At 60.0% G+C, this 24,731-nt stretch carries 23 protein-coding genes; 1 reads left to right on the top strand and 22 read right to left on the bottom strand.

Going from position 1 to position 24,731, the window contains the following annotated elements:
* Nucleotides 1-2: 2 nt before the first annotated feature.
* The 7 genes from E2F51_RS17700 to E2F51_RS17670 form a co-directional block, all read right to left on the bottom strand.
* Complete coding sequence (locus E2F51_RS17700) at nucleotides 3-797, bottom strand: amino acid ABC transporter ATP-binding protein (protein WP_134824097.1); 795 nt, start codon at nucleotides 795-797, stop codon at nucleotides 3-5.
* Nucleotides 781-1,701, bottom strand: coding sequence for an amino acid ABC transporter permease (locus tag E2F51_RS17695; RefSeq protein ID WP_371732136.1), 921 nt, complete (start codon nucleotides 1,699-1,701; stop codon nucleotides 781-783). The genes E2F51_RS17700 and E2F51_RS17695 overlap by 17 nt, the downstream gene beginning before the upstream one ends.
* A gap of 9 nt (nucleotides 1,702-1,710) precedes the next feature.
* Nucleotides 1,711-2,223: a GNAT family N-acetyltransferase gene (locus E2F51_RS17690; protein WP_134824095.1), complete on the bottom strand. Its 513-nt coding sequence runs from the start codon at nucleotides 2,221-2,223 to the stop codon at nucleotides 1,711-1,713.
* A gap of 10 nt (nucleotides 2,224-2,233) precedes the next feature.
* Entirely contained in the window at nucleotides 2,234-3,175 is a 942-nt protein-coding gene (locus E2F51_RS17685; RefSeq protein ID WP_134824094.1) for an ABC transporter substrate-binding protein, read from the bottom strand.
* A gap of 14 nt (nucleotides 3,176-3,189) precedes the next feature.
* Complete coding sequence (locus tag E2F51_RS17680) at nucleotides 3,190-4,500, bottom strand: LLM class flavin-dependent oxidoreductase (RefSeq protein ID WP_134824093.1); 1,311 nt, start codon at nucleotides 4,498-4,500, stop codon at nucleotides 3,190-3,192.
* 77 nt (nucleotides 4,501-4,577) lie between these two features.
* Nucleotides 4,578-5,738, bottom strand: coding sequence for an amidohydrolase (locus E2F51_RS17675; RefSeq protein WP_134824092.1), 1,161 nt, complete (start codon nucleotides 5,736-5,738; stop codon nucleotides 4,578-4,580).
* A 21-nt stretch (nucleotides 5,739-5,759) separates the two neighbouring features.
* Entirely contained in the window at nucleotides 5,760-6,764 is a 1,005-nt protein-coding gene (locus E2F51_RS17670) for an MsnO8 family LLM class oxidoreductase (protein ID WP_134824091.1), read from the bottom strand.
* 41 nt (nucleotides 6,765-6,805) lie between these two features.
* Between E2F51_RS17670 and E2F51_RS23875 the strand changes: the two genes are divergently transcribed.
* Nucleotides 6,806-6,961, top strand: a complete 156-nt coding sequence (locus tag E2F51_RS23875; protein ID WP_157868017.1) for a hypothetical protein — start codon at nucleotides 6,806-6,808, stop codon at nucleotides 6,959-6,961.
* A 162-nt stretch (nucleotides 6,962-7,123) separates the two neighbouring features.
* Here the strand turns inward: E2F51_RS23875 and E2F51_RS17665 are convergent, their stop codons facing one another.
* From E2F51_RS17665 to ssuD, 15 genes are all read right to left on the bottom strand, one after another.
* Complete coding sequence (locus tag E2F51_RS17665; protein WP_013202105.1) at nucleotides 7,124-7,516, bottom strand: YgiW/YdeI family stress tolerance OB fold protein; 393 nt, start codon at nucleotides 7,514-7,516, stop codon at nucleotides 7,124-7,126.
* Nucleotides 7,517-7,588: 72 nt separating this feature from the next.
* Nucleotides 7,589-8,986 carry an LLM class flavin-dependent oxidoreductase gene (locus E2F51_RS17660; protein WP_013202104.1) on the bottom strand — a complete coding sequence of 466 codons (1,398 nt, stop codon included), beginning with the start codon at nucleotides 8,984-8,986 and terminating at the stop codon, nucleotides 7,589-7,591.
* A 13-nt stretch (nucleotides 8,987-8,999) separates the two neighbouring features.
* A complete protein-coding gene (locus E2F51_RS17655; protein WP_134824090.1) occupies nucleotides 9,000-9,983 on the bottom strand; it encodes an ABC transporter permease in 984 nt (327 codons plus the stop codon).
* Nucleotides 9,976-11,007 (bottom strand): ABC transporter permease, encoded by a 1,032-nt coding sequence (locus E2F51_RS17650; RefSeq protein WP_134824089.1) that lies wholly within the window; start codon nucleotides 11,005-11,007, stop codon nucleotides 9,976-9,978. Before E2F51_RS17650 ends, E2F51_RS17655 begins: the two co-directional genes overlap by 8 nt.
* The gene (locus E2F51_RS17645) at nucleotides 11,004-12,530 is read right to left on the bottom strand and encodes a sugar ABC transporter ATP-binding protein (protein ID WP_134824088.1); all 1,527 of its coding nucleotides are present in this window, start codon (nucleotides 12,528-12,530) and stop codon (nucleotides 11,004-11,006) included. Before E2F51_RS17645 ends, E2F51_RS17650 begins: the two co-directional genes overlap by 4 nt.
* Entirely contained in the window at nucleotides 12,520-13,542 is a 1,023-nt protein-coding gene (locus E2F51_RS17640) for a sugar ABC transporter substrate-binding protein (RefSeq protein WP_134824087.1), read from the bottom strand. Before E2F51_RS17640 ends, E2F51_RS17645 begins: the two co-directional genes overlap by 11 nt.
* Nucleotides 13,543-13,644: 102 nt before the next feature.
* Complete coding sequence (locus tag E2F51_RS17635) at nucleotides 13,645-15,033, bottom strand: LLM class flavin-dependent oxidoreductase (protein ID WP_134824086.1); 1,389 nt, start codon at nucleotides 15,031-15,033, stop codon at nucleotides 13,645-13,647.
* Nucleotides 15,023-16,234, bottom strand: a complete 1,212-nt coding sequence (locus E2F51_RS17630) for an acyl-CoA dehydrogenase family protein (protein ID WP_134824085.1) — start codon at nucleotides 16,232-16,234, stop codon at nucleotides 15,023-15,025. The genes E2F51_RS17635 and E2F51_RS17630 overlap by 11 nt, the downstream gene beginning before the upstream one ends.
* Nucleotides 16,227-17,690: an MFS transporter gene (locus tag E2F51_RS17625; protein WP_105759041.1), complete on the bottom strand. Its 1,464-nt coding sequence runs from the start codon at nucleotides 17,688-17,690 to the stop codon at nucleotides 16,227-16,229. The genes E2F51_RS17630 and E2F51_RS17625 overlap by 8 nt, the downstream gene beginning before the upstream one ends.
* A gap of 187 nt (nucleotides 17,691-17,877) precedes the next feature.
* Nucleotides 17,878-18,753: a MetQ/NlpA family ABC transporter substrate-binding protein gene (locus tag E2F51_RS17620; RefSeq protein WP_134824084.1), complete on the bottom strand. Its 876-nt coding sequence runs from the start codon at nucleotides 18,751-18,753 to the stop codon at nucleotides 17,878-17,880.
* A gap of 2 nt (nucleotides 18,754-18,755) precedes the next feature.
* On the bottom strand, nucleotides 18,756-19,451 hold the full coding sequence (locus E2F51_RS17615; RefSeq protein ID WP_134824083.1) for a methionine ABC transporter permease: 696 nt from the start codon (nucleotides 19,449-19,451) through the stop codon (nucleotides 18,756-18,758).
* A complete protein-coding gene (locus E2F51_RS17610) occupies nucleotides 19,448-20,464 on the bottom strand; it encodes a methionine ABC transporter ATP-binding protein (protein ID WP_134824082.1) in 1,017 nt (338 codons plus the stop codon). The genes E2F51_RS17615 and E2F51_RS17610 overlap by 4 nt, the downstream gene beginning before the upstream one ends.
* A complete protein-coding gene (locus E2F51_RS17605; RefSeq protein WP_134824081.1) occupies nucleotides 20,457-21,869 on the bottom strand; it encodes an LLM class flavin-dependent oxidoreductase in 1,413 nt (470 codons plus the stop codon). Before E2F51_RS17605 ends, E2F51_RS17610 begins: the two co-directional genes overlap by 8 nt.
* 87 nt (nucleotides 21,870-21,956) lie before the next feature.
* Entirely contained in the window at nucleotides 21,957-23,366 is a 1,410-nt protein-coding gene (locus tag E2F51_RS17600; protein WP_134824080.1) for an FAD/NAD(P)-binding protein, read from the bottom strand.
* Between the two features lie 3 nt (nucleotides 23,367-23,369).
* Nucleotides 23,370-24,536 carry an FMNH2-dependent alkanesulfonate monooxygenase gene (ssuD, locus tag E2F51_RS17595; protein ID WP_134824079.1) on the bottom strand — a complete coding sequence of 389 codons (1,167 nt, stop codon included), beginning with the start codon at nucleotides 24,534-24,536 and terminating at the stop codon, nucleotides 23,370-23,372.
* Nucleotides 24,537-24,731 lie beyond the last annotated feature (195 nt).

Raw genomic sequence — 24,731 nt, 5'->3', positions numbered from 1 at the left:
CCTTACAGCACACGGGCGAGGAAACGCCGCGTTCGTTCATGACGGGCATTGTTCAACACCTGGGTGCTGCTGCCCTGCTCGATGATTTTGCCCTCGTCCATAAACACCACATGGTCCGCCACTTCACGGGCGAAGCCGATCTCATGGGTAACGATCACCAGCGTGGTGCCGGACCGTGCCAGCTTCTTGATCACGTCCAGCACTTCGCTGACCAGCTCCGGATCCAGCGCGGAGGTCGGCTCGTCAAACAGCATCACCCGCGGATTCAGCATCAGCGCCCGCGCAATGGCGACGCGCTGCTGCTGACCGCCGGAAAGATGGCGCGGCCAGGCATCGGCCTTGTGACGCAGGCCAACAATATCCAGCAGCTCACCGGCGCGAATAATCGCATCGCGTTTTGACAGCTGACGATGGGCGATCGGTGCTTCAATCAGGTTCTCCATCACGCTCAGATGGGGAAACAGATTGAAGTTCTGGAACACGTAGCCGACGTTGATGCGCTGCCGCAGGATCGCCTTCTCCTTCAGTTCATACAGCTTGTCTCCCCGCTGCTGATAGCCAATGTAGTCGCCATCAATGCGGATAAAGCCCTCGTCGACCCGCTCCAGATGGTTAATCGAGCGTAGCAGGGTGGATTTCCCGGAGCCCGACGGGCCGAGGATCACCGTGACCGAACCGGGTTCCAGTTCCAGCGAGACGTCGTTCAACGCCTTATGCTGGCCAAAGCTTTTGCTGACGCCGGTAATGCTGATGGCACCGGTGGCATTGACGTTGCGGTAATCAATGGCTTCTGACATGAACGATCTCCTCTGACGGGGTAACAGGCGTGACGAGGGTACGCCATTGACGCCAGCGTGAAGGTTTAGGTTCGCGGGTGACGCTGCGTGCCAGCCAGCTTTCCACGTTATGTTGGATCACGGACAGCACGGTGGTGATAATCAGATACCAGGCCGCACCCACCATCAACAGCGGGATCACTTCCTGATTGCGGTTGTAAATCATCTGAATGGTGTAGAACAGTTCCGGCATCGCCAGCACGTACACCATCGCGGTGCCCTTCGCCAGGCTGATGATTTCATTAAAGGCGGTCGGAATAATGGCGCGTAACGCCTGCGGCAAAATGATGCGGAAGGTACGGCGGAAGGCCGATAAGCCGAGCGCCGACGCCGCTTCGTGCTGACCAAAATCCACCCCGAGGAAACCGCCGCGAATGATTTCGGCGCTGTACGCCGCCTGCACCAGCGTCAGGCCAATAATCGCGGCCGGGAACTGACCGAGCACGTTAATGGTCTGGAAATGGCCCCACGACAGGCTGGTAAAGGGCACGCCGACCGACAGGGTTTCGTACAGGTACGAGAAGTTATACAGAATGATCAGCACCACAATCAGCGGCAGCGAACGGAACAGCCAGATATAGCCCCAGGCCAGGCTGCTCAGCAACCAGGAGGAAGAGAGCCTGGCCAGTGCCAGCAGTCCGCCGAACGCCAGGCTGAACACCGTGCCTAACAGGGTCAGCAGCAGCGTTTGCCCCAACCCGTGCAGGATAACCGGATCGAAGAACCAGCGGGCAAACACGCCCCATTCCCAGCGCGGGTTAAAGGCCACCGACTGCACCACACCGGCAAGAATAAACAGGGCGACCACCGCCCCGATGATGCGCCCTGGGTACCGGGCCGGTACCACTTCCAGCTGCTTTTCCATGCTCACTCCTTAACTGGCCTGGGCGATGCGGTCAGCATCGACCACTTTAATAAAACGCAGGCGACCGTCATGCGGCGGCTGGCTGTAACGCTCCAGGTCGCCACTCAGATCGAACTGCGGCACGTAGCCATGGCCGCTGTACAGCCGCACGGCTTCGGGCTGACGGAATCCGGTGGTGAGGAAAAAGCGTCTGTAGCCGGCGAGGATCGCCCGGCGCTCCAGCTCTTTGACCACAATCAGCGCCAGCCCCTGACGACGCAGATCGCTGCGCGTCCAGATGCGCTTCAGCTCTGCCGTCTGCGCGTCATACGGCTTATACGCGCCCATTGCGATGATCTCGCCATCACTCTCCAGCACGATAAACAGCCCCTGCGGCGGCAGATACCATTCGGTCAGCTCCACCTCTTTCAGACTGCTAAAGTAATCGCCGTAGCGCGCGGCATACTCGCCAAACAACCCGGTGAGGATCGGTTGCAGTTCGGGCGCCTCCGGCGAGACATCGCGGAATTGTCTGTGGCTCATTGCGGGCTCCTTAGTCGCCTAATCCGGGTGGGTTGATTTCGGAATGGTCGATGGCTTCAACCCCTTCTCCCCAGCGATTCAGCACCTTTTGGTAGTCGCCGTTCTTCATCACGCCATTCAGGGCGATATTCACCGGATCGACCAGGCCGCTGCCTTTTTTCAGCGTCACCGCGATATGCGCCGCCTTTGGCCAGCCACCATCGACGCTGCCGACCAGTCGGGTTTTACCGGTCAGCGCCGCTTTCCAGGCACCAATCACGTTCGGGCCAAAATAGGCATCCGCGCGGCCGGACTGCAGCGCCAGCGTCTGGGCGGCATCATCTTTGGAATAGACCGGGGTAAACGGCTTCAGCCCTTTCGCCTGGTTCTCTTTATCCCAGGCCAGCAGAATCGCTTCCTGGTTGGTGCCGGAACCGACGATGATGCGCAGGCCAGCGATGTCTTCCGCTTTGCTCAGCGATTTAATCGGGCTGCTGGTTTTGACATAGAAGCCCAGCGAGTCTTTACGGTAGGTGGCGAAATCAAACTTCTCTTTGCGCTCTTTGGTGACGGTAATATTGGTGATCGCCGCATCATATTTGCCGGAAGCCACGCCCAGCGGCCAGTCTTCCCAGGAAGTTGGCACCACGTTGAGCTTCAGGCCGAGGCTGTCGGCCACCAGACGGGCGATATCCACTTCGCTGCCGGGCAGGGTTTTGTTGTCATCGGAGAACACCGTCAGCGGCGGCGAATTCAGTGCTGCCACCGCCACGGTAAAGGAGCCGGGAACCGCCGGGCGGAATCCGGCCGGTAATGCCGAGACCGCCTGCGGATTTTTTTCGGTATTGACCGGGGTTTTATTGGCTTCAAGACTGACGCGCTGACCGTTAACCGCCACGTTGGTGGTATCTGCAAGGCTGCTGCCGCTGGCGGCCAGTAACAGTAACGCGATAAGGGTATGAGTTTTCTGCATTGTTCAGGCTCTTATTATTTAGCGAACTGATTAAGGGGATTTTTCAGGGCAAAGCTGTCGCGCAGGGTTTTGCCGGGATACTCGCTGCGTGACAAGCCTCTTGCCTGCAGGATCGGCACCACGCGATCGACAAAGCGCTCAAAGGTATCCGGCGTTCCGCCATTGATGATGAAGCCATCGGCCGCTTCGCTGTCGAACCACAGTTGTAAACCGTCGGCGACCTGCTCCGGCGTGCCGTGGAACAGTGGACGCGGCGTGGCCGATTCCAGCGCGGCCTGACGCAGGGTGTGGCCGTGCTGACGGGCTTTCTGTTTGATCTCATCGGTGGTGCTGCGGAAGCTGTTCTGGCCAATCTCGCCCAGCTCCGGGAACGGCTCATCCAGCGGGTATTGCGAGAAGTCATGATGGTCGAAGAAACGACCGAGATAGTTCAGCGCATCTTTGATCGACACCAGCGCGGCGGTGGCCTGATACTGATCCTCAACGTCCTGCGCATCGTTACCGACAATCACGCTGACGCCCTGGAAGATATGCAGCTCATCCGCCTGACGGCCGTTCTGCACCACCTGATTTTTCACATCGCGGTAAAAAGCCTGCGCTTCTTCACGGGTCGGTTGATGGGTAAAGATGGCATCAGCATGGCGGGCGGCCAGCTTGCGACCATCTTCAGACGCGCCGGCCTGGAAGATCACCGGACGGCCCTGCGGCGTGCGCTCAATGTTCAGCGGGCCCTGCACCTGGAAGAAATCGCCGTGGTGATTTGGCGTGTGCAGTTTCTGCGGATCGAAGAACTGACCGCTCTCCTTATTGCGCACAAACGCGCCCTCTTCCCAGGAATCCCACAGCCCTTTCACCACCTGCAGATATTCATCCGCAATGCGGTAGCGCAGCGCGTGTTCCGGGTGCTGCTGGCGCGAGAAGTTTTTTGCCGAGCCTTCCAGCGGCGAAGTGACCACGTTCCAGCCGGCGCGCCCGCCGCTCAGGTGATCGAGGCTGGCAAACTGCCGGGCGACGGTAAAGGGTTCGCTGTAAGAGGTGGAAACCGTTCCCACCAGCCCCAGATGCTCGGTGGCGCCCGCCAGTGCGGACAACAGCGTTAACGGCTCGAAGCGATTGAGGAAGTGCGGGATCGACTTCTCGTTGATAAACAGACCGTCGGCGACAAACAGGAAGTCCAGCTTGCCCTGCTCGGCTTTACGGGCGATATTTTTGGCGTAATCAATGTTGATGCTGGCATCTGCCTGCGCCGCCGGATGGCGCCATGCGGACATATTGCCAGATGCGCCGTGCAGAATAGTGCCCAGTCGAAGCTGTCTACGGGTCATGATGTTCTCTCTTTTTTAGCGATAGCGGTGCCGGACGGGAGGAAGGTGATCCTCCCGCTAAGGCGTTAATCGGGGATTTAGTGCGTTTCGGTCAGGGGCGTACAACATCGGGCGTTAAGCTGTTGCAACGCCTGCTGCGCCAGTAGCGCGAAATAGTGTGAGGCCGGGGCGATAGACGCCTCGTCAGGGTTGAAGCTGCCGTGATGCAGGCCATATTCGCTGGCGCTGCCGATGCTGACAAAAGCGCCTGGCACCTGTTGCAGATAGAAGGCGAAGTCTTCGCCCCCCAGATGCAGATCGGCATTCAGCACCCGGTAACCGGCCTGCTCAGCGACTTCCCCGCTGAACTGCGCCCAGTCCGCATCGTTCACCAGCACCGGCGGGCCGGCATGCCAGCTCAGGGTGGCTTCAGCGCCGCTGGCCAGCGCGTAGCTTTCCACCAGCTGGCGCACGCGGGCTTCCAGCTCTGCGCGCACCTGCAGATCGTGGGTCCGTGCGGTGCCACCAAATTCGACGCCCGCTGGCAGCACGTTCCAGGTCTTTCCGCCGTCAATGCGGGTAATGCTCAGCACCAGGCTGTCGAGGGTATTAAAGCTGCGGCTGGTCAGCCCTTGCAGCCCCTGAATAATCTGGCTGGCGACGACAATCGCATCAACCCCCTGTTCGGGATGGGCGGCGTGCGCGCCTTTGCCGGTCACCCGAATAATAAATTTGTCGGCATTGGCATAAAACGCGCCGCTGCGGGTGGCAAAGGTGCCTACCGGCAGGCCCGGCTCGTTATGCATGCCGAAAATCGCCTGCACGCCGTCGAGCAGCCCGGCAGCGATCAGTTGCTTTGCCCCGACGGCGATCTCTTCCGCCGGTTGAAACAGGATGCGTACCCGGCCTTTCAGCTGCGCTTCATTGGCCTTCAGCTCCAGCGCGGCACCGAGCATCACCGCGCTGTGCAGGTCATGACCGCAGGCATGCATCACGCCCGCTTCCCGCGAGTGAAAACGCACGCCGCTGGTTTCAAAAATCGGTAACGCATCGATGTCCGCACGCAGCGCAATCAGCGGTTCACCCTCACCGATTTCCGCCACAACGCCGGTTTCCAGCGCCGTTTCCAGCAGCCTGATGCCGGCATTCTGCAACCATTCACGCAGGCGTCGGGTGGTGGCAAACTCTTTGCCGGACAGCTCCGGCCAGGTGTGCAATTCGCGACGCCATTCAATCAGCTGTGCTTCATTTGGCTTCAAGGTAAACCTCCGCTGCACGTTTCAGGCCGCGATCAGATGATGGGTCGCCAGCAGTTCCAGCGAGTTTCGTCGCGCTGCGGCATCGACGATCGGTGTATCGATGATGAATTCATCAATGCCAAAGTTCTGATGGAGCGCTTCAAACTGCGCATGAACCTGCGCGGCGGTGCCTTTCAGCAGCGATGGTGTGCGCGGTTCGATCAGGTAATCGGTAAAGCCGCCCTGTCGTATATAGCGTTCCGCCTGTTCAAGGCTGGCAACATTAACGCCGGGACCGTTTTTGACCTGCACGTGGAACTGCTTCATGCCGGAGACCAGCAGCTCGGCCTGCGCCGGCGAGTCCGCCGCCACCACCTGCACCGCCACCAGCGCTTTCTGTCCCTGGCTTAAGCGTGCATAGGTGTTTAACGCGTTTTCCAGCTGCTTTCTGTCGCCGTTGATATGCGCCGCGAAGACAAACTGCCAGTTCAGCTCAGCCGCCAGCCGCGCACTCTCTTCACTGGCCCCCAACAAAAAGCGGGACACCGGTTTTAACGGCAGCGGCGTGGCATTCAGCGTTTCCTCATCGGCTTCATCACCCGGCGATGGGGTTTGCAACCAGTTATCCAGTAAGCTCAACTGTTCGGCAAAGCTGCCCTTTTCGTCAGCATGAACGCCTTGCTGTAATGCATGGGTCGAAAGGGGTAATCCACCGGGCGCTTTACCGACGCCAAGATCAATTCGACCGGGCGCCAGTGAGGCGAGTAAATTAAAATTCTCGGCAACTTTATACGGGCTGTAATGCTGCAACATCACGCCGCCAGAGCCGACGCGAATATGTCGGGTCTGGGCGATAATCCCCGCAATTAATACTTCTGGCGAAGGCCCAGCCAGATGACGGGTATTATGGTGTTCAGCCAGCCAGAAACGATGAAAGCCCCAGGCTTCCGCCTGCTGAGCCAGTTGCAGCGTGCGCTGCAGGGCTGCGCCCGGCGTTTCACCCGGTGCAACCGGTGATTTATCTAACAGACTCAGTCGATATGCCATTCACCCATTCCTTTTCACGTCTAATTGCCACTGAGTGTGGCGTGGCAATGCGAACAGGTAAAACAACAAAAAGTGAAATATGTAGTGATAAAATGGCAATACGCCATTTACCTCGCAAGCAGATTGAAGTTGACGTAATTAACACGGCAAAATTCGGTTATTTTATTTTCGGCAAAGCTTTGCCTGAAACAGATTAAGCAATGCGGTTTGCTGTATTTGGGGTGGGGTTTTCATGGCCAGTTAAATGGCACACGGGTAATAAAAGGGGATGGTTCGAGCTTCAGGCTAATTATGGTTTTCAAGCGGCGTGAGGAAACGGAAAAAAGCCCCTGTCCGGCAGGAGCTGTGAAATAGTGAACTTACGGCGCTTTGATCTGTTGCGCCTGGACATGGCGGGATTTGCCCTGACCTTTCACATAGCCGCTCAGGCGGACCAGATCTTTGGCGCTGTACTCTTTACCTTTCCAGGCGCTTTGCGGCACGGTGACGCGGATCGTGCCGCTGTCATCGCGGAAATCGAAGGTTTCCGCCCCGGTTTTCTTAATCAAAAATCCTTCCAGCGTCACCCAGGCATTTAATCGTTGATCCGCCAGTGAGGCGACCGTGCTTTCGGCGGTATCTTCGGTGCCTTTTTTACCCGCATCTTTCTGCTGCGGTGGCGGTGGCGCTTCGCCGGTTTTATATCCGCCCTCTGCGGCCATCGTGTGGCTGCTAAAAGCCAGTAATGCGGCCAGTGCCAGCATCTTTTTCATTGGTTCTCCTTAAGGTCTCAGGCGATGTCTTATGCTATGCATCGCTTGTAAGCCTGGCACAGGAAAGCAGGGTTAGCCGGGTTCAGAGCGGTTATGACGGTACTGGCTGATGGGATGATCGTCCGGCAGCCTTGATTGCCCTTCGCCCTGTAACCGCTCACGCAGCGTTAAGGGCGTGGCCGGTCTGGCGGCGATCCTGCCGCGCGCCGCGAGTTCAGGCACCACATAGTGGACGAAATCTTCAAAGCTGCCGGGACTGATGGCATAACCGATATTAAAACCATCGACGCCGGATTCAGCCGCAAACTGCTCAAGCCGATCGGCGATGGTGGCCGCGCCGCCAACCAGCGTCGGATGCAGGCCACCAATGGCGATATAACCTGCTGCTTCCCGCAGCGTCCACTGTCGGCCTGCGTCAATCCGGGTCAGGCTGGCCAGCGCCGAACGGCAGGCATCGGTTTCGATATACTCCAGCGGGCGATCCAAATCGAACGCCGACCAGTCAACGCCGGTCCAGGCGGAGAACAGCGCCAGCGCCGCCTCTTCACTGATGTAGTGCTGGAAATCCTCATAGCGCGCCTGGGCCTGCGCATCGTTTTCCCCGGTGACCACGGTGACCGCCGCAATAAAGCGCAGCGAGGCGGGATCGCGCCCGTACTCCGCCGCCAGCGTGCGGATAAGCGCAATATCGTTGCGGATCGCCTCGGCGGTCAGCCCGGCCATAAAAATGACTTCGGCATGTTTCGCAGCAAAGTGGCTGCCGCGCGATGAGGTGCCCGCTTGCAGCAGCACCGGCGTGCGTTGTGGACTGGGCTCGCTGAGGTGCGCATCCGGCACCTGATAATAGCGGCCCTGGTGCGCGATCGGATGCACCTTGCGCGGGTCGGTATACACCCCCTGCCGTTTGTTATTCCGCACCGCGTCGTCTTCCCAGGACCCTTCCCATAACTTGCCGGTGACCTGCAGAAACTCTTCCGCGCGATCGTAGCGTTCGTCATGGGAAATTTGCCGGGTCAGTCCGAGGTTGCGAGCCGCTGAATCCAGCATTGAAGTGACGATATTCCAGCCAATCCGGCCGTTGGTCAGGTGATCGAGGGTGGTGAATTTTCGTGCCAGCAGATAGGGGTGTTCATAGGTGGTCGACACCGTCACCCCAAAACTCAGATCGCGGGTGGCGGCCGCCATCGCCGAAACCAACAGCAGCGGATCGTTCACCGGCATCTGCGCCGCCAGTCGCAAGGCACTGTCAGCGTTGCCCTGGTAGACATCCAGCTGGCCCAACGCATCGGCGAGGAACAGCGCGTCAAAGCCCGCATCATCCAGCAAGCGGGCGATCTCCACCCAGTAGCGGATATCCTTATAGCGATCGGCGCTGTCCTCGGGATGGCGCCATAATCCGGCGGAAATATGCCCGACCACGTTCATCATAAAGCCGAACAGGATAAAGGGTTGCGGCGTCTTGTCAGTCATCATTGTTCCTTATTCAGGCGCGTTGCCGGCCTTTCAGCGCACCGGCGGCCAGCACCAGAAAAATCAGCACGCCGGTGGCGACCTGCTGCCAGTAAAAGTTCCAGCCAATCAGCAACAGCCCGTTGGCGACAAAGCTCAGCAACACCACGCCCAGCAAGGTCCCCGCGACGTTGGGCCGCTGTTGAGCCGAAAAGGTGCTGCCGATAAAGGCCGCGCCGATGGCGTTCAGCAGGTAGGCATTGCCCGACATCGGCACCCAGGCCTTAACGTTGGCGGCCAGCATCAGCCCCACCACGCCCGCCACCACCGCACTGAGCACAAATCCCACTGCCAGCGTGCGGCCCACGGCGATGCCCGAGTAGCGGGCGACGCAAATCTGCACGCCGGTAAAGGTCAGCGCGCGACCAAAGCGGGTGCGTTGCAGCAGGATATGCAGCACCACGGCAATCACCAGCACGTACCACAGCGGCAGCGGGATCCCCGCCAGCGAACCGTGGCTGATGGCGGAGAAGCCTGGCGGCAGCACCTGGCTGAGTAAATAGACCGGCTGGCCGCCGCCCGACGAGAGCTGTTGCACGCTCTGGCCGATAAACAGCGTGCCGAGCGTGGCCAGAAACGGCTCCACGCCGAGCACCGCCACCAGAAAGGCGTTGAACAGCCCGACGCACAGCGCCGCCAGTAACGCGGCACCCAGCGCCAGCGGCAGGCCGACCTGATGCAGCATCAGCGTCACCAGCACCAGGCAGGCAAAATCGATGGCGGTACCGATCGACAGGTCAATGGCCCCCATCGAGGCCACCACGGTCATCGCCAGCGCGGCAATCGCCAGCGGCGCGACATTATTCAGCAGCACGCTTTGCAGATTATTGAGGCTGAAGAATCCCGGCGCGAAGCAGCTAAAGAAGATCAGCAGCGCCGCAAAACAGATCAACACGCTGACCCGCAGCAGGTTGCCACGCAGCCGGGTCAGGACCGGCGACAGAGTGATATCAGACAAGGACCTTACTCCTTTGATGGCGTTGACGCAGGAAGGCGGTCAGCGAGACAACCAGCAGGATCAGCACGCCTTCCACGCCGTTGATCCAGTAGCTGGAGACGTTGATCAGCTGGAAACCATTGGCGATCAGCCCGAGGAACACCACGCTGACCAGCGTGCCGAGGATGGTGGGCACCAGCCGACGCGAGAAGACCACGCCAAGCAACACGGCGGCGATCACCATCAGCAGGTTATCGTTGGCGCCCGGCGAACTGCCGCTGAGCACCGTGACCGAACCGAATGCCGCCAGACCGGCTGCCAGCCCGCAAAGCACGTAGCTGGCGGCAAGGTAGCGCGTGACGGACAGCCCGTTGGCCCGTGCGGCCAGCGGATGACTGCCCACCGCCTGCAGCCGCAGGCCGAACGGAGAAAGATGGGTCAGAACCGCGAACAGCCCTGCCACGATGGCAAAGGCCCAGGCCAGCCACGGCAGCGATAACGGCCCTGCGCCAATCAGCGCATCGAACAGCGGGCCGCTCACCGGCACCGTTGAATTCTGCGTCACCACCATCTCCAGCCCGAGGGCGATATTCATGGTGGTCAGGGTGGCCAACAGCGGCAGAATCTTCAGCCACACCACCGCGATGGCGTTGACCAGCCCGACCGCGCCGCCGGTAAGTAATGCCAACAGCAAGGCGGTTTCAAGCGACGCGCCCTGGCTAAGCTGAGTGGCAAAAACCGCCGCGCTGAGGCCCATATTGGCCGCCACCGACAGATCGATGCCGCCGGTCAGCGAATGGCTGCCGCCACCGCTCAGCACCAGCGTCAGGCCAAAGGCCAGCGTGCCGGTGACCGCAGTTTGCTGCAGGACGTTGCCCAGATTGCCGAAGGTGAGGAAAATGGGTGACAGGAAGGCAAACACCGCCAGCACCGCAATAATCAGCAGAAACGCGCCCACTTGCAGCAGCGGCCCTTTACGATCGCGCGCGGAGGCAGTGCGTCCGCTAACCGCCGTTGCTGACGCAGCAGAAGAAAGTTCGGTCATGTTAACGCTCCCGTCTCTGCCGACAGTGCGCCAGCGGCCCAGGCGAGGATTTCATGGTCATCGGTGTCCGCGCCCTGCAGGGTTTTCACCACTTTGCCGCGCGCCATCACCAGGATGCGATCGCTGAGCGACTGCAACTCCAGTAAATCGGTTGAGAACAGGATCACCAGCGCCCCTCTGGCCGCCAGCTGGTGCAGCGCGCGGTAGATTTCGGCCTTCGCACCGATATCCACCCCCACCGTCGGCTCATCCAGCAGATAGACTTTCGCCCCGGTGTTCAGCCATTTTGCCAGCACCACCTTTTGCTGGTTGCCGCCGGACAGCAGGCGCACGGCGGCCCGATCGCCGGGCGTGCGGATCCCCAGATCGCGGATATTGTCCGCCACCAGGCTGCGTTCTTTACCACCATCGATCAGCAGTTTTTGCGTTAAGGCCGACAGGCTGGTCAGCGCGATATTTTCCCTGACGCTCAGATCCGGCGCAATGCCGTTGGCCCGGCGATCTTCCGGCACAAAGGCCACGCCATGCTTCACCGCCTGATGCGGCGAATGCGGCAGCCAGGCCTCGCCATCCAGCGTCAGCGCGCCGCTCAGGCCATGTTCCAGCCCAAACAGCGCGCGCACCAGCGCCTTGCCGCCGGAGCCCAGCAGGCCGGTGATACCAAGGATTTCACCGCGATACGCGGTAAAGCTGACCTGTTCGAAGCGCCCGGCGGCGGCCAGATTGTCAACCCGCAACAGCGGATGCGTTTGCGGCTGCGCATCCCGGCGGGTCAGCGCTTTATGTTCGCCGCCGAGCATATCGCCAATCAGCTGGCTGGCGGTGATCTGACTGACCTGATGATGGGCAACGTTACGGCCATCGCGCAGCACGGTTACCTGCTGGCAAAGCGCGGTAATTTCATCGAGATAATGCGAGACATAGAGGATCGCCAGACCCTGTTGCTGCAAGCGGCGAATGGCGCGAAACAACGCCGCCACTTCATGTTGCCCTAACGCGGCGGTCGGCTCGTCAAACACCAGAATGCGCGGCGACTGGCGCATGGCACGGGTAATCTGCACCAGCTGCTGCTCCGCCACGCTTAAATCTGCAATCAGGCGATCGGGAGGAATGGCGATGCCAAACAGATCCGCTATCGCCTGTGCCGCCGTGCGGCGCATCAGCCGTCGGTTGATCAACGGCAGGCCGCGATAGCGCGGCTCCTCACCCAGTAACAGCGCTTCCGCCACCGTCAGGCTCGGGGCCAGCAGCCGCTCCTGATGGACAATTTCAATCCCCAGCGCCTTTGCCGCCTGCGGCGAAGGAAGCGCGGTTTCCCGCCCTTCCAGCACAATCTGCCCGTCATCCGCCTGCTGCAGCCCGGCGAGAATTTTGATCAGCGTCGATTTGCCCGCACCGTTATGGCCGATCAGGCCATGGATTTCCCCGGCTGCCAGCGTCAGCGACACCTGACGCAGCGCCGGGATACCGGCAAAAGCTTTACTGATGTTGCTCATCGCCAGCAGCGGAGCGCTATTTTGCATCGCTCTGTCCCAGCGTTTTCTGCACCTCAGCGGCATTCTCTTTGGTCACCACCAGCGCCGGTACGTAGGTGGCTGGCGGCAGAGAACGATCGCCCGCCAGATAGCGTGCGACGTTCTGCACCGCAGTCTGGCCAATCAGGTACGGTTGCTGCGCCACGACCGACGCGGCGCTGGATTTCGGATCCTTCACCAGCGACACCACGTCCGGGCTGCCGTCAACGGCGTAGGTTTTGATCTCGCTGCGCCCGGCTGCATCCACCGCCTGGGTGGCCCCAATTTGCGGCACATCCCACGCTGCCCAGATCGCCTGCACCGTGCCTTTCGGGTATTTATTTAACAGCTGGCTAATTTGCGCATAGGCATCCTGCACCGTATTGGGGATCACATCACGCAGCTCCGGCTGAATAATTTTAATTTTTGGATACCATTTCAAAACGGCTTTGAGCTGGTCATAACGCATGGCAACCACTGGCACGCCATAGAAACCGTTAAATACCAGAATATTGCCCTCGCCATGCAGATCGTTAACCATTTTCAGCGCCAGCTGCTCGCCAATATAAAAGTTATCTGAGGTGGTAACGTTAATACTCGACGGACTGGCGGTATCGACGGTAAATAAGGGGATCCCGGCGGCGCGAATTTTTTTCAGCCAGGGTTCCAGTACCGAGGCGGTGCCGAGCGTTTCGATAATCGCGTCCGGCTTTTGCGCGATCAGCGTCTGGATCTGGCCGATTTGCTGCGCCTCCTTCCTGCCGCCATCCAGCGCGATTGGCGTGCCGCCAAGGCGTTTCACCTCATCCACCTGACCCTGATAGGCTTTCAGGTCCCAGTAGTGATCGGTCCCGGCCACGGTGATCCCGATGCGTTTTCCCTGCAACGACGGCACCTCACCATTCGGTGCCGCCTGAGCGGATAAGGAAAATAACACCGACAGGGTAAATAAGGCTAAACCTGACGCACGCAAACCTGACTTAATAACCCCACTGTTTTTTATATTTTGGCTAATCATCATCTGTACCTGGTGAAATTAATAAGAGTTCAACTTAGCATGCTGAAATTAATCCATTCAGATCAATTTCAGCTAAGCCTGAGCGAGTTTTAGCAATAGAACGGATTACTGATTATTACGGTAATTCCGCCCTCCTTTACGCCAGGCTGCGGCCGGATGGCGTTCGGCAAGCCTGTCGCTATTAAACAGTTTTTTCCGCAGCGAGCCGGGCTGATAAGCAGTCTTATACCGCCCGCGCTGTTGCAGTTCCGGCACCACTAATTCAATAAAGTCGATATAGCTTTGCGGATTAACGATGCGCGTGAGGTTAAAACCGTCGATCCCGGCCTGGTCGATCCAGTCGATCAGCGCGGTCGCCACTTGTTGCGGGTCTCCGACAATCAGCGCGTAGCGACCGCCCAACGCATGCTGTTCCAGCAGCTGACGTTTGGTCCAGCCGCTGTAGGCTTTGCTGACCGACTCGATCGCCCGGGTGGCACCGCTCTGAATCGGCTCATCAAGGTCGAACGCCGCCAGATCGATGCCGGTCGAGCTGGAGAAGTGGGCGATGCCCGCTTCCGGGCTGGCATAACGCAGGTATTCCTGATGCTTCTCCTGCGCCTCGCGTTCGGTGGGAGCGACGATCACCGAAATGCCCATAAAGATTTTCAAATCCTCGGGCAACCTGCCGGCCTCTTTCGCCGCCTGCCGCAGCCTGTCCACCTGTGCGCGCATCGCCTGTGGCGTGCTGCCATTAACAAAGGTGCACTCCGCATGGCGCGCGGCGAACTGGATGCCCCGTGCGGAACTTCCCGCCTGGAACAGCAACGGCGTGCGTTGCGGAGACGGCTGGGAAAGGTGATAACCCTCCACCTGATAAAATTCCCCGTGATGACGCACAGGATGAATTTTGCTGGCATCGGCATAGCGCCGCTGTTGACGGTCGGCCAGCACCGCGTCCTCTTCCCAGCTGCCTTCCCACAGCTGATAGCTGACGTCGAGAAACTCATCGGCCTGATCGTAGCGACGGTCATGCCCCAACAGTTCCGTCTGCCCCATGGCGCGGGCGGCGCTGTCGAGATAACCGGTGACGATATTCCAGCCCACCCGCCCGGCGGTCAGGTGATCGAGCGTCGAAAAGCGGCGGGCAAACGGATACGGCGCTTCGTAACTCAGGTTGGCAGTCAGACCAAAGCCGAGATGTTCGGTGACGCTGGCCATTGCCGACACCAGCATCAGCGGATCGTTGACCGGCAGCTGGATAGATTCGCTGGCGGTCAGGGCGATCCCCTGCTGATAGACGTCATACACGCCGAGAATATCGGCGATAAACAGCCCGTCAAACAGCCCTTTTTCGAGGATCTTCGCCAAATCCAGCCAGTAACTCAGGCTGTTAAATTCCGTGGAACGATCCTGAGGATGCGTCCACATGCCGTGATGAATATGCCCAACGCAGTTCATATTGAAGGCGTTTAACAGGATTTTTTTCGGCGCGTCCACAGCCCTATTCCCCATTGCCAATCTGCCAGATAAACGTCGGTTCGCGGCCATTAACCGCCCAGTCGCCGACGTTGCGGATTTTGTAAATCACCGGGTTGTGTGACGCCACGGTGCGCGCGTTACGCCAGTGACGATCCAGCGCCTTGCTGACGCGGGTGTCCGATGCGCCCAGCGCGTTAAACAGTTCGGTGGCGGCACGCGGGATCAGCTCGGTGGCAATCACCTGCGCTCTGGCAGCTTCCAGCTCCGCCTGCACGTTAGCCTGCTGGATCGCCTCTTCGCTGCCGCCCTGATGCTCGACGTCAAACGCCCGTTGCAGCGAATGGCCGGCACGCTGCACGGCGGACTCCACCGCCCATGCCCAGCTGTCGATCTGTCCGACCACCTGCAGCACCTGAACATCCTGCTTCACCAGCGGCGCGTTGCCGTGGCTGTAAATACGCTTACGCGCCGCCACGCCCTGCGCAGCATCGCGGCTGACCGCGCGGCCAATGCCGGCCAGCGTCGCCAGCAACACGTGCTGGTAAAACGCGGTCTGATAGCGGAAGCGCTCGCTGAAGTCATAGACGTGCGCCTGCTCCACTTCCGCCTCGTTAAAGCGCGTGGTGCCGCTGCCGGTCAGGCGCTGACCAAAGCCATCCCAGTCATCGTCGCGCTGGACCGCCGGTTGATGGGTGCTGACCAGCGCAATCACATCGCGGTCGTTGTCGGTGCGCTTTGCAAAGACATCGATCCAGTCGGCGTACAGCGTGCCGGTGCTGTAAAACTTCTCGCCGTTCAACCGCCAGCCGTTTTCGCCCGGCGACACCCGGGTTTTGATTTCGCCCAGCTTAAGGTTGCCGATTTCGCTCCAGCCGCTGCCGACCAGTTCACCGTCGGCAAACCGGCTGAACCACTGGCGACGCCCTTCGCTGTCGGGCTGATTCAGGCGATCTTCGACGAAGGCAAAATGGGCGCGCAGCGCCTGCGGCAGATTGGAGTCGGCTTCGGCCAGTTCGATCAGCAGCTGGAACAGCTGCGGCAGGCTGGCACCCAGTCCGCCCTGATCGACCGGGATGCGCAGGGTGCCGAATCCGGCCTGCTTCAGCCAGCGGATCGGCTCATCGGCCAGCGTCCGCTTATGTTCACGCGCGACCGCGCCTTCGGCAATCTGGTTGAAGATCGGGCGGAATCGGGCGGCCAGAATTTCGTAATCCGGGTAAGTGGCTTCAGACATGGTGTTCTCCAGTTTCGTGTTCGGTGTCAATGTCCTGACGGGTCGGTTCAAAGCGAATAATCAGCAGGAAGAAAATCGGGATAATGGCGGCCAGTGAAACAATCCAGAACATATTAGTGCCGTACGCCGCCTGCAGGATTGGCAGGATAAACAGCGCCAGCGCGCTGCCAATGCCCGACAGCGAGCGGCCAAAGCCGACGCCGGTGGCGCGAATATGGGTGGGATAAGAGAGCGCCGGATAGATCATCATCTGCGCGCCAGGGCCAAAGCCTTCGGCGAACAGCCACAGACCCAGCATCAGCATGGCAAACACCACCCCGGCGGTCGCTTCAGGATGGCCGACCAGCGCCAGCGAAATCAGCGCGATAAACTGCAGCGCAAAGCCGGCGATCGCCACATGCCGTGACGGGAATTTCCACGCCAGGCGCATGCCCAACAGGCCGCCGGTAAAGGCAAACAGTGCGTTAAGGCCGAGCGAGGCGGAGATGGTTTCAAACACGCCGGCGCCCAGGAACTGCGCCAGAATCGACGGCAGGAAGAAGGCAATCGCGGTGTATTCAAACGAGATACAGACGTTCATCACCGCGGTCACCACGGTGCGCTCCAGATAGGGTTTCTGGAACAGCACGCGGAAGCTGACCTTTGGCGGCGCTTTTTTCTCAACCGCCGGCTTTTCTGGCTCAGCCTCGTGGGCAACGATGCCGTAGGAATCGCGCAGGATACGCACCGCACCACTCAGATCGCCCTGATTGGCCGCCCACAGCGGCGATTCATTCATAAACTTGCTGCGCACGGCGATGATCAGCAGCGCAGGCACCGCGCCAAACAGCAGCGATGCGCGCCACAGCCAGTCCAGATGCTCTTTCGGCAGCAGGAAATAGAGGGCAAAAATGATAAAGAAACAGGCCGAGGACGCGGCGTACCACATCGGGCACCAGGCTGCCAGCCGCGAGGCTTTATTGCCCTTGCCGGTGAATTTAGAGAATTCCGCCAGGTAGGCCATCGCCACCGGCAAATCAATCCCGACGCCGACGCCCATCAGGAAACGCGCGCCGATCAGCACCCAGACGTTCGGTGCCAGGCCAGCTGCGATCGCCGACACCACAAAAAACAGCATGTCGGCCATAAATACCGAATAGCGGCCGTATTTATCGGTCAGCCAGCCGCCGACCAGGTTGCCGACGATGGTGCCGATCATGATCGACGAGGTCACCAGCCCGGTCAGGGTTGGCGTCAGCCCGAACTCTTTCACCACGTCATCAATCCCGTAGGACAGCGTGGTCAGATCGTAGGCATCGAGGAAGACGCCGCCCAGTGCCAGAAACACGATCCAGCGGGCGTAGCTGTTTTTACTGCTGCTGCTGTTAATGACGTTTGCCACGTCACTGACAGAGCTTATCGGTGTTGAATGCGGCGGCGGGAGTATCCGTTCGCCCTCAAGATTAATCGTGCTCATACTGGCCTCATCATTTTATTATTCGCGGGTGATGAGCTGTTTATAGAAGGATCTTGCGGCGGGGACAAACAACAAATAATCATTATAAAACCATAAAAATCAATAAGATATTCATGTTTTTTTGACAAGCAGAAAAACCGGATAAGCCAAAGGCCTATCCGGTGATTCAGGGTTAAAACGCGCGCGATTATTCTGCCGAAACAGGCACCAGCACACCTTTCACTAACGGGTCATTGGTCTCTTTCAGCCACTGCTGCAAGCGTGGGTCGGCAAAGGCCTTCTTCAGCTTGACGATGTTCTCGTCGTCCAGATACGGCGTGCCAATCACCAGCTGCGAGGCAAAGGTTTTCGGCGCGGGCGGGAAAAGGATCCCTTTCTCACGCGGGACTTTGCCGGCGTCAAACTGGGACACGTAGCCAATCGCCGCATCCACCGAGTTCAATGCGCGCGGCATGGTTAACAGGTCCAGCTCCTTGAACTTGAAATTATGCGGGTTGGTTTTGATGTCCTTAAGCTGCGCCATTCGCGGCTCCACCGCCGGATCCAGACCAATCAGGCCGATGCGTTGCAACAACCACAGCGCCTGGCCCTGATTGGCACCGTCATTGGGCACCACAATTTCCGCGCCTTCCGGTAAATCCTTAATCGAGCTATAGCGATCGGAGTAGATGCCAAACGCCCACTGGAAAATCGGCAGCGCCGGGGTTAAAGCAAACTTGTTGGCGTCGACCACCTGCTTTAACCACCACTGATGCTGATAGACGGTGGCGGCATACTGGCCGTTGGCCACCGTGCGGTCTGCCTGCACCGGATCCTGCAGGCCCACCGCTTCCAGCTTGATGCCGTAATCCGGCGCGATATGCTGACCGACGTACTGGATAATGCGCTCCTCACCGGCCATCGCCGGTTCAAAGTGGACTTTCAGCGTGTCGGTAAAGGTGACGGCGTCACTCTTTTTCGCCAGCAGATGCCAGGCCACGCCCGCCACGACAATCACTACCACCACGGCGACAACGCCCGGCCATTTTTTCTTTTTTCTGATTTCAAACTGGTGCTGCGACATGGTCAGGATCCCTGAGAAGGTTGAAGTGCGGCAACCAGGCGGTCGCCAGTAAACTGAATCAGTTGAATGGTGGCAATAAGCACCAGAATGGTGGCGATCATGATGTGGTTGTCGAAGCGCTGATAGCCGTAGACCACCGCCAGATAACCGATACCGCCTGCGCCGATGGTGCCGGCAATCGCCGAGTACTCAATCATCGAGATCAGGTTAAGCACGATAGCCGCAACGATGGCGGGCAAGGCTTCGCTGACCTGCGCCCGGCGGATGATTTGCCAGGTCGACCCGCCGGAGACCAGCCCCACGGCGGTGACGTCAGCCGGCAGCTCGCGCAGCGCCGTTTCCACCAGCCGGGCAAAGAACGGCGTACCGGCAACAATCATTGGGATCACCGCCGCAGGGATGCCGATGGTGGTACCCGTCAGCCAGAAGGTGAACGGAATGATCGCCGCCATCAGCACCAGAAACGGCAGTGAGCGTCCCATGTTCACTATCCAGCTCAGGCTGCGGTTCAGTGCCACATGCGGAAACAATCCGCGCTTTGAGGTGTTAAACAGCACGATGCCCAGCAGGCCGCCGAAGGTGACCACAAACAGCATCACGATGCCGACCATCAGCCAGGTTTCGCCGTAGGCCGGCAGCATCAGAGTGTGGATATCGCGCCACGGGGTGTCATGGCTCATGACGTCTGCGGGTTTCATCCGGCCTCCTGCAATGCGGGCTGGAGATCGAGGATCTCGGCATTGATACCCAGTTGATAAAGCTGCTGGATCAGCACCTGATGGCGGGGCCGCTGCGCGCCAAAGCGCACGGCGATGCGCATCCGCCCTGCCAGCCGCTCGCCCACCTGCTCAACGTGCGCCGCCAGCAGATCGATGTGCAGCTGATATTGCTGGCTAAGCTGGCTGATCCAGTCGGTGGCCAGCGGGCGATCGCCATAGGTCAGCTGCAGCAAAATATCCCCCGACGCCTCCAGCGGCTGCAGCGGAAACAGCCGTTGTCCCAGGCTCGACTGCGGGCTGGAGAGCAGATCGCTCAGGGTGCCCTGTTGCACCAGCCGACCGTCGCTGATTTCGGCCACCGCATCCGCCGCCCTGCGCACCACGTCCATTTCATGGGTGATCAAAATAATCGACAGGCCAAAGCGATCGCGCAGCTGTTTCAGCAATGCGAGGATTGAACTGGTGGCCTGCGGATCCAGCCCCGAAGTAGCTTCATCGGCCAGCAGCACCGACGGTTTCAGCGCCAGCGCGCGGGCAATCCCGACACGCTGGCGCTGGCCGCCGGACAGCTGCGCCGGAAAGGCGTTGGCTTTGTCGCTCAGGCCAACGCTGTCCAGCAGCTGCCCGACGTGGCGTTTGATTTCACCGGGCACCACGCCGAGCCACTCCAGCGGCAGCGCGATGTTTTCCCAGGCGGTTTTACGCTGCAACAGCGCTGACGACTGAAACACGGTGCCAATGGCCCGGCGTTTGGCGCGCAGCGCGTCACCCGACAGCTGCGACAGATCCTCGCCATTGACCCGGATGCTGCCCGACGAGGGTTTTTCCAGCAGGCTGATGCACTTCGCCAGCGTGGATTTTCCCGCGCCGCTCGGGCCGACCACGGCGGTGATCGACGCCGCTGGTACGGTCAGCGAGATGCCTTTCAACACCTCCACCGTTTTCCCGCCCGGCGCGGGATAGTGTTTTTTCAGCTCAGAAATTTCAATCATTGAGCACCTCACTCTCCGGCTGCGGCACGTCGCCCGACACGCGGCGATAGCCCACGCCAGGATGCGGCGCTGCAAGACGGTCGCCCTGACCAAACAGTTTTTCGCGCAGGGTGCCCGGCTGATAGTCCTTCTTGTAGACGCCGCGTTTTTGCAGCTCCGGGATCAGCAGCTCCACCACATCGGTGAAGGTTTCGTGAGTGACGGCGTAGGCGAGGTTAAAGCCATCGACATCGGTCTCTTCCACCCAGCTTTGCAGCTCGTCGGCCACGGTTTCGGCACTACCCACCAGCAGTGGGCCAAAGCCACCAATGCCCACCCAGTCGGCCAACGCCTGCACCGTCCACTGACGATCCGGATCGGCGGTGGAGAAGGTTTCCACCGCCGACTGGATGGCGTTGGTGTGCAGGTGTTTAAGCACCTGGTCCGGCTGATACTGACCAAAATCGATCCCGGTCCAGCCGGAGATCAGCGCCAGCGCGCCCTCGTAACTGACGTATTTTTTGTACTCTTCCCACTTCGCCTGCGCCGCCTGGTCGGTTTCCCCGACGATCACCGTTTGCAGGTTAAAAATCAGGATGCTGCGCGGATCGCGGCCAGCCTCCGCCGCGCGGCGACGAATATCCGCCACGGTTTTCTTCAGCAGCACTTTCGATGGCGCGGCAACAAACACGCACTCGGCATGCTCAGCAGCAAACTGCTTGCCCCGGCTGGAGGCTCCGGCCTGATACAGCACCGGCGTGCGCTGCGGTGACGGTTCGCACAGGTGAATGCCCGGCACCTGGAAGAAGGTACCCTGATGTTTAATCGGGTGGATTTTTGTCGGATCGCTGAAGATGCCGCGCACGCGGTCGCGCACCACCGCATCGTCTTCCCAGCTGCCTTCCAGCAGCTTGTACACCACCTGCAGATACTCGTCGGCATAGTCATAACGCGCATCGTGATCGGTCTGGCTCTGATGACCGATATTCTTTGCACCGCTCTCCAGATACGAGGTGACGATGTTCCAGCCGATGCGACCTTTGGTCAGGTGATCCAGCGTGGAAATGCGGCGGGCAAACGGATAAGGATGCTCAAAGGAGAGCGAGGCGGTCAGGCCAAAGCCGAGGTGTTCGGTGACTAACGCCATTGGGGTGATCAGCGCCAGCGGATCGTTAACCGGCACCTGGGTCGCGTTGCGGATCGCCGCATGGTTGTTGCCGTCCAGCACGTCATACACCCCCAGCACGTCGGCAATAAACAGCCCGTCGAACTTGCCTCTTTCCAGCAGGCGGGCCAAATCGGTCCAGTAGGCCAGATCCTTATATTCCCACGAGCGGTCGCGCGGGTGCGCCCACAGGCCGGGAGACTGGTGACCGACACAGTTCATATCAAAAGCGTTCAGGCGAATTTCACGTTGCGATGACATAGCAGACTCCATAGCAGGCACGGCAAGGGCTCGCCCTTCCGTTCCGGCAATCAGTAAAAGGATATTTTTTCAGGAAAAATCAGCGGTTCAGGAAGGGGGACATCGCTCGCCGTCGGACGGGGAAACGATCCCCAGCAGCTGCTGCGCCAGGGATTCGGCGTGTTCGGCAACCTGCGGTAAGCCCATTAATTCACCGAAGCGGCCGCGCGCGGCGGGCCCGACGACGTAAAGATGGGGATTGCTTTGGTCGTGGCGGTTCAGGGTGCGGGAATGGGCATCGACAGCGATCCCCAGCGCCAGCGGATCGGCCTTGATCAGCCCTTCCGTCGCCAACTGCTGTAGCAGCGGATTACTGCTTAACAGCGCGCCGTGGGCCGGGCCGGTGGTGACGATCAGCCGGTCGACCTGCACGCTGTCGGTGCTGGCCTCGCCGCGTCGCTTCAGGCTCAGGATCACCGTGTCATTATCGACCGTCACCTGTTGCAGGCTGGCGGCCAGCACCTGAAGGTGCCCGCTGTGCAGCAGTCGCGTCAGCACCGCGCTGACCTGCGGCGCAATGCGGTAGCGATGCACATCCCACCACGGCCGCAGATGGCGCAGAAAACTGCGCTGCTGGCTGAGCGGCAGCTGTTGCCACAGGCGTTGACCGTTGAGGCGAATATCGTCCAGCACCAGCTGCCACGGCTGCTGTTCGGCGGCGGCCAGACGGACTTCCTCACGGATGCGGCGCAACCAGCCGAGCGCCGTCGCGGCCTGCGGTTGCTGGTAATCCAGTGGTCGCGGCGCAAAGTCACCGGTGATATTCGGACGCGGCAGCTGACCCCGGCGGGAGAAGGCGACGATGCTGCCGCGATGTCCCTGACGGTGCAGCGAGGCGACCACGTCCGACATGGTTAAGCCGGAGCCGATAATGGCCACCCGATCGTCTTTAGCCACCTGGCTTAGCGCATCGGCCTGCCACGGATTGGCGATCAGCGCAGGATGCCCGGCCAGCGCCTGCTGAAGTTTTGCCGGCACCGCAGGCGGCGGATGGCTGACCGCCAGCACCACGTCATCCGCGCGGTATTTTTTGCCGGACGCCGTCAGCACCTCGCCGTTTTGCAGCGCTATCGCCCGATCCTGAATATGGCTCACCCGCACCGCCGAGGTGTTCAGCGCCTCGGCCAGCTTGCCTGCCACGTAAGCGCCAAACTGGCCGCGCTGCGGATAGACTTTGCCGTCCTGCCACAAGGCTTTGGCATCGATCTGAAAGGCGGCCGAGGCACGATACCAACGGTCAAAGTCCCCTTCTTCCGCCGCCGAAAGCTGCATCCTGGCCGCCGGCACGTTAATCCTGTGCGCCGGATCGGTGGTGCCATAGGCCACACCCTGAGCCAGCTGGGCGCGCGGTTCAATAATTGTCACCTCCAGCCCGGCGTGACCCAACCGCGCCAGGTGGACAGCCAGCGCCGTGCCGGTAAAGCCGCCGCCAATAATGACAATATGCCGATCGCTCATGACTCAGTTTCCCTGTTTGCCCGGACGGCGATCGCCACCGATGGTTTCGCCAAAGGGTCCGGTATTGATGGTGCGCTGGCGCTTCTCGGCATTGCTGGCCAGCGGCAGCAACGGCATCACCAGTTCCGCAAAGCGGTGCGCTTCTTCCAGATGAGGATAGCCCGAGAAGATAAAGTTTTTGATGCCCAGCGCCTGATATTCACGAATACGATCCGCCACCTGCTGCGGACTGCCTACCAGCGCCGTGCCCGCTCCGCCACGCACCAGGCCAACCCCGGCCCACAGGTTAGGCGCGATGCGCAGGCCGTCTTTGGAACCGCCGTGCAGCGCGCTCATGCGGGCCTGTCCGGTGGAATCCATCCGCGAGAAGATCTTCTGCGCGGCGGCGATGGTGTCATCATCAAGGTGGGCAATCAGCTTGTCGGCGGCGGCCCAGGCTTCTTCTTCGGTTTCCCGCACAATCACGTGCAGACGAATGCCGTAATCCAGCGTGCGGCCCCGCTCTTCAGCGCGCTGACGCACCACGGCGATTTTCTCCGCCACTTGCTCAACCGGTTCGCCCCAGGTCAGATAGGTGTCGATCTGGTTAGCGGCCACCTCCAGCGCTTCTTCTGAGGAACCGCCAAAGAACAGCGGCGGACCGTTTTCCTGCACCGGTGGGAACAGCACTTCAGCCCCTTCCACGCGGATATGCTCGCCGTGATAATCGACCTTCTCGCCCTTTAACAGGCGCGAATAGACGTCGAGGAACTCGCGGGTGACCTGGTATCGTTCGGCGTGGCTGAGGAAGATGCCGTCGCCCTTGTTTTCTACCGGATCGCCGCCGGTCACCACGTTGATCAGCAGACGCCCTTCCGACAGGCGATCCAGCGTGGCGGCCATCCGCGCGGCCAGGCTCGGCGGCTGTAAGCCGGGACGCACCGCGACCAGATAGCGCAGCCGTTTGGTGATCGGCGCCAGCGCGGAGGCCACTAACCAGGAATCCTCGCAGCTTTTGCCGGTGGGGATCAGTACGCCGTAATACCCCAGATTGTCGGCGGCGAGCGCCACCTGCTGCAGGTACGGCAGATCGACGGCTCTTCCGCCTTCGGTGGTGCCGAGATAACGGCCATCGCCGTGGGTCGGTAAAAACCAAAATACGTTGAGATTGTCCTGCGCTGCGTCGCTCATTATCCGTTTCCTATATAACGATATCTGAATTTATTGTATTGATTATTCTCGTTTGGTTATAAAGACCATAGCAGGAACCATGCCACAATTTAATCCTGCCATTGTTATTATTTTTCAATGGGTTAGATTTTAAGATCCCCGTCCCTTTTTGCTGCAAATGCAACAGCCACTGATGACCGTCTGCTGCATTTGCAG

The organism is Erwinia sp. QL-Z3 (assembly GCF_004551645.1).
In the GTDB taxonomy this organism is placed as follows: domain Bacteria; phylum Pseudomonadota; class Gammaproteobacteria; order Enterobacterales; family Enterobacteriaceae; genus Erwinia; species Erwinia billingiae.
This window is presented reverse-complemented; position numbering and strand designations above follow the sequence as displayed.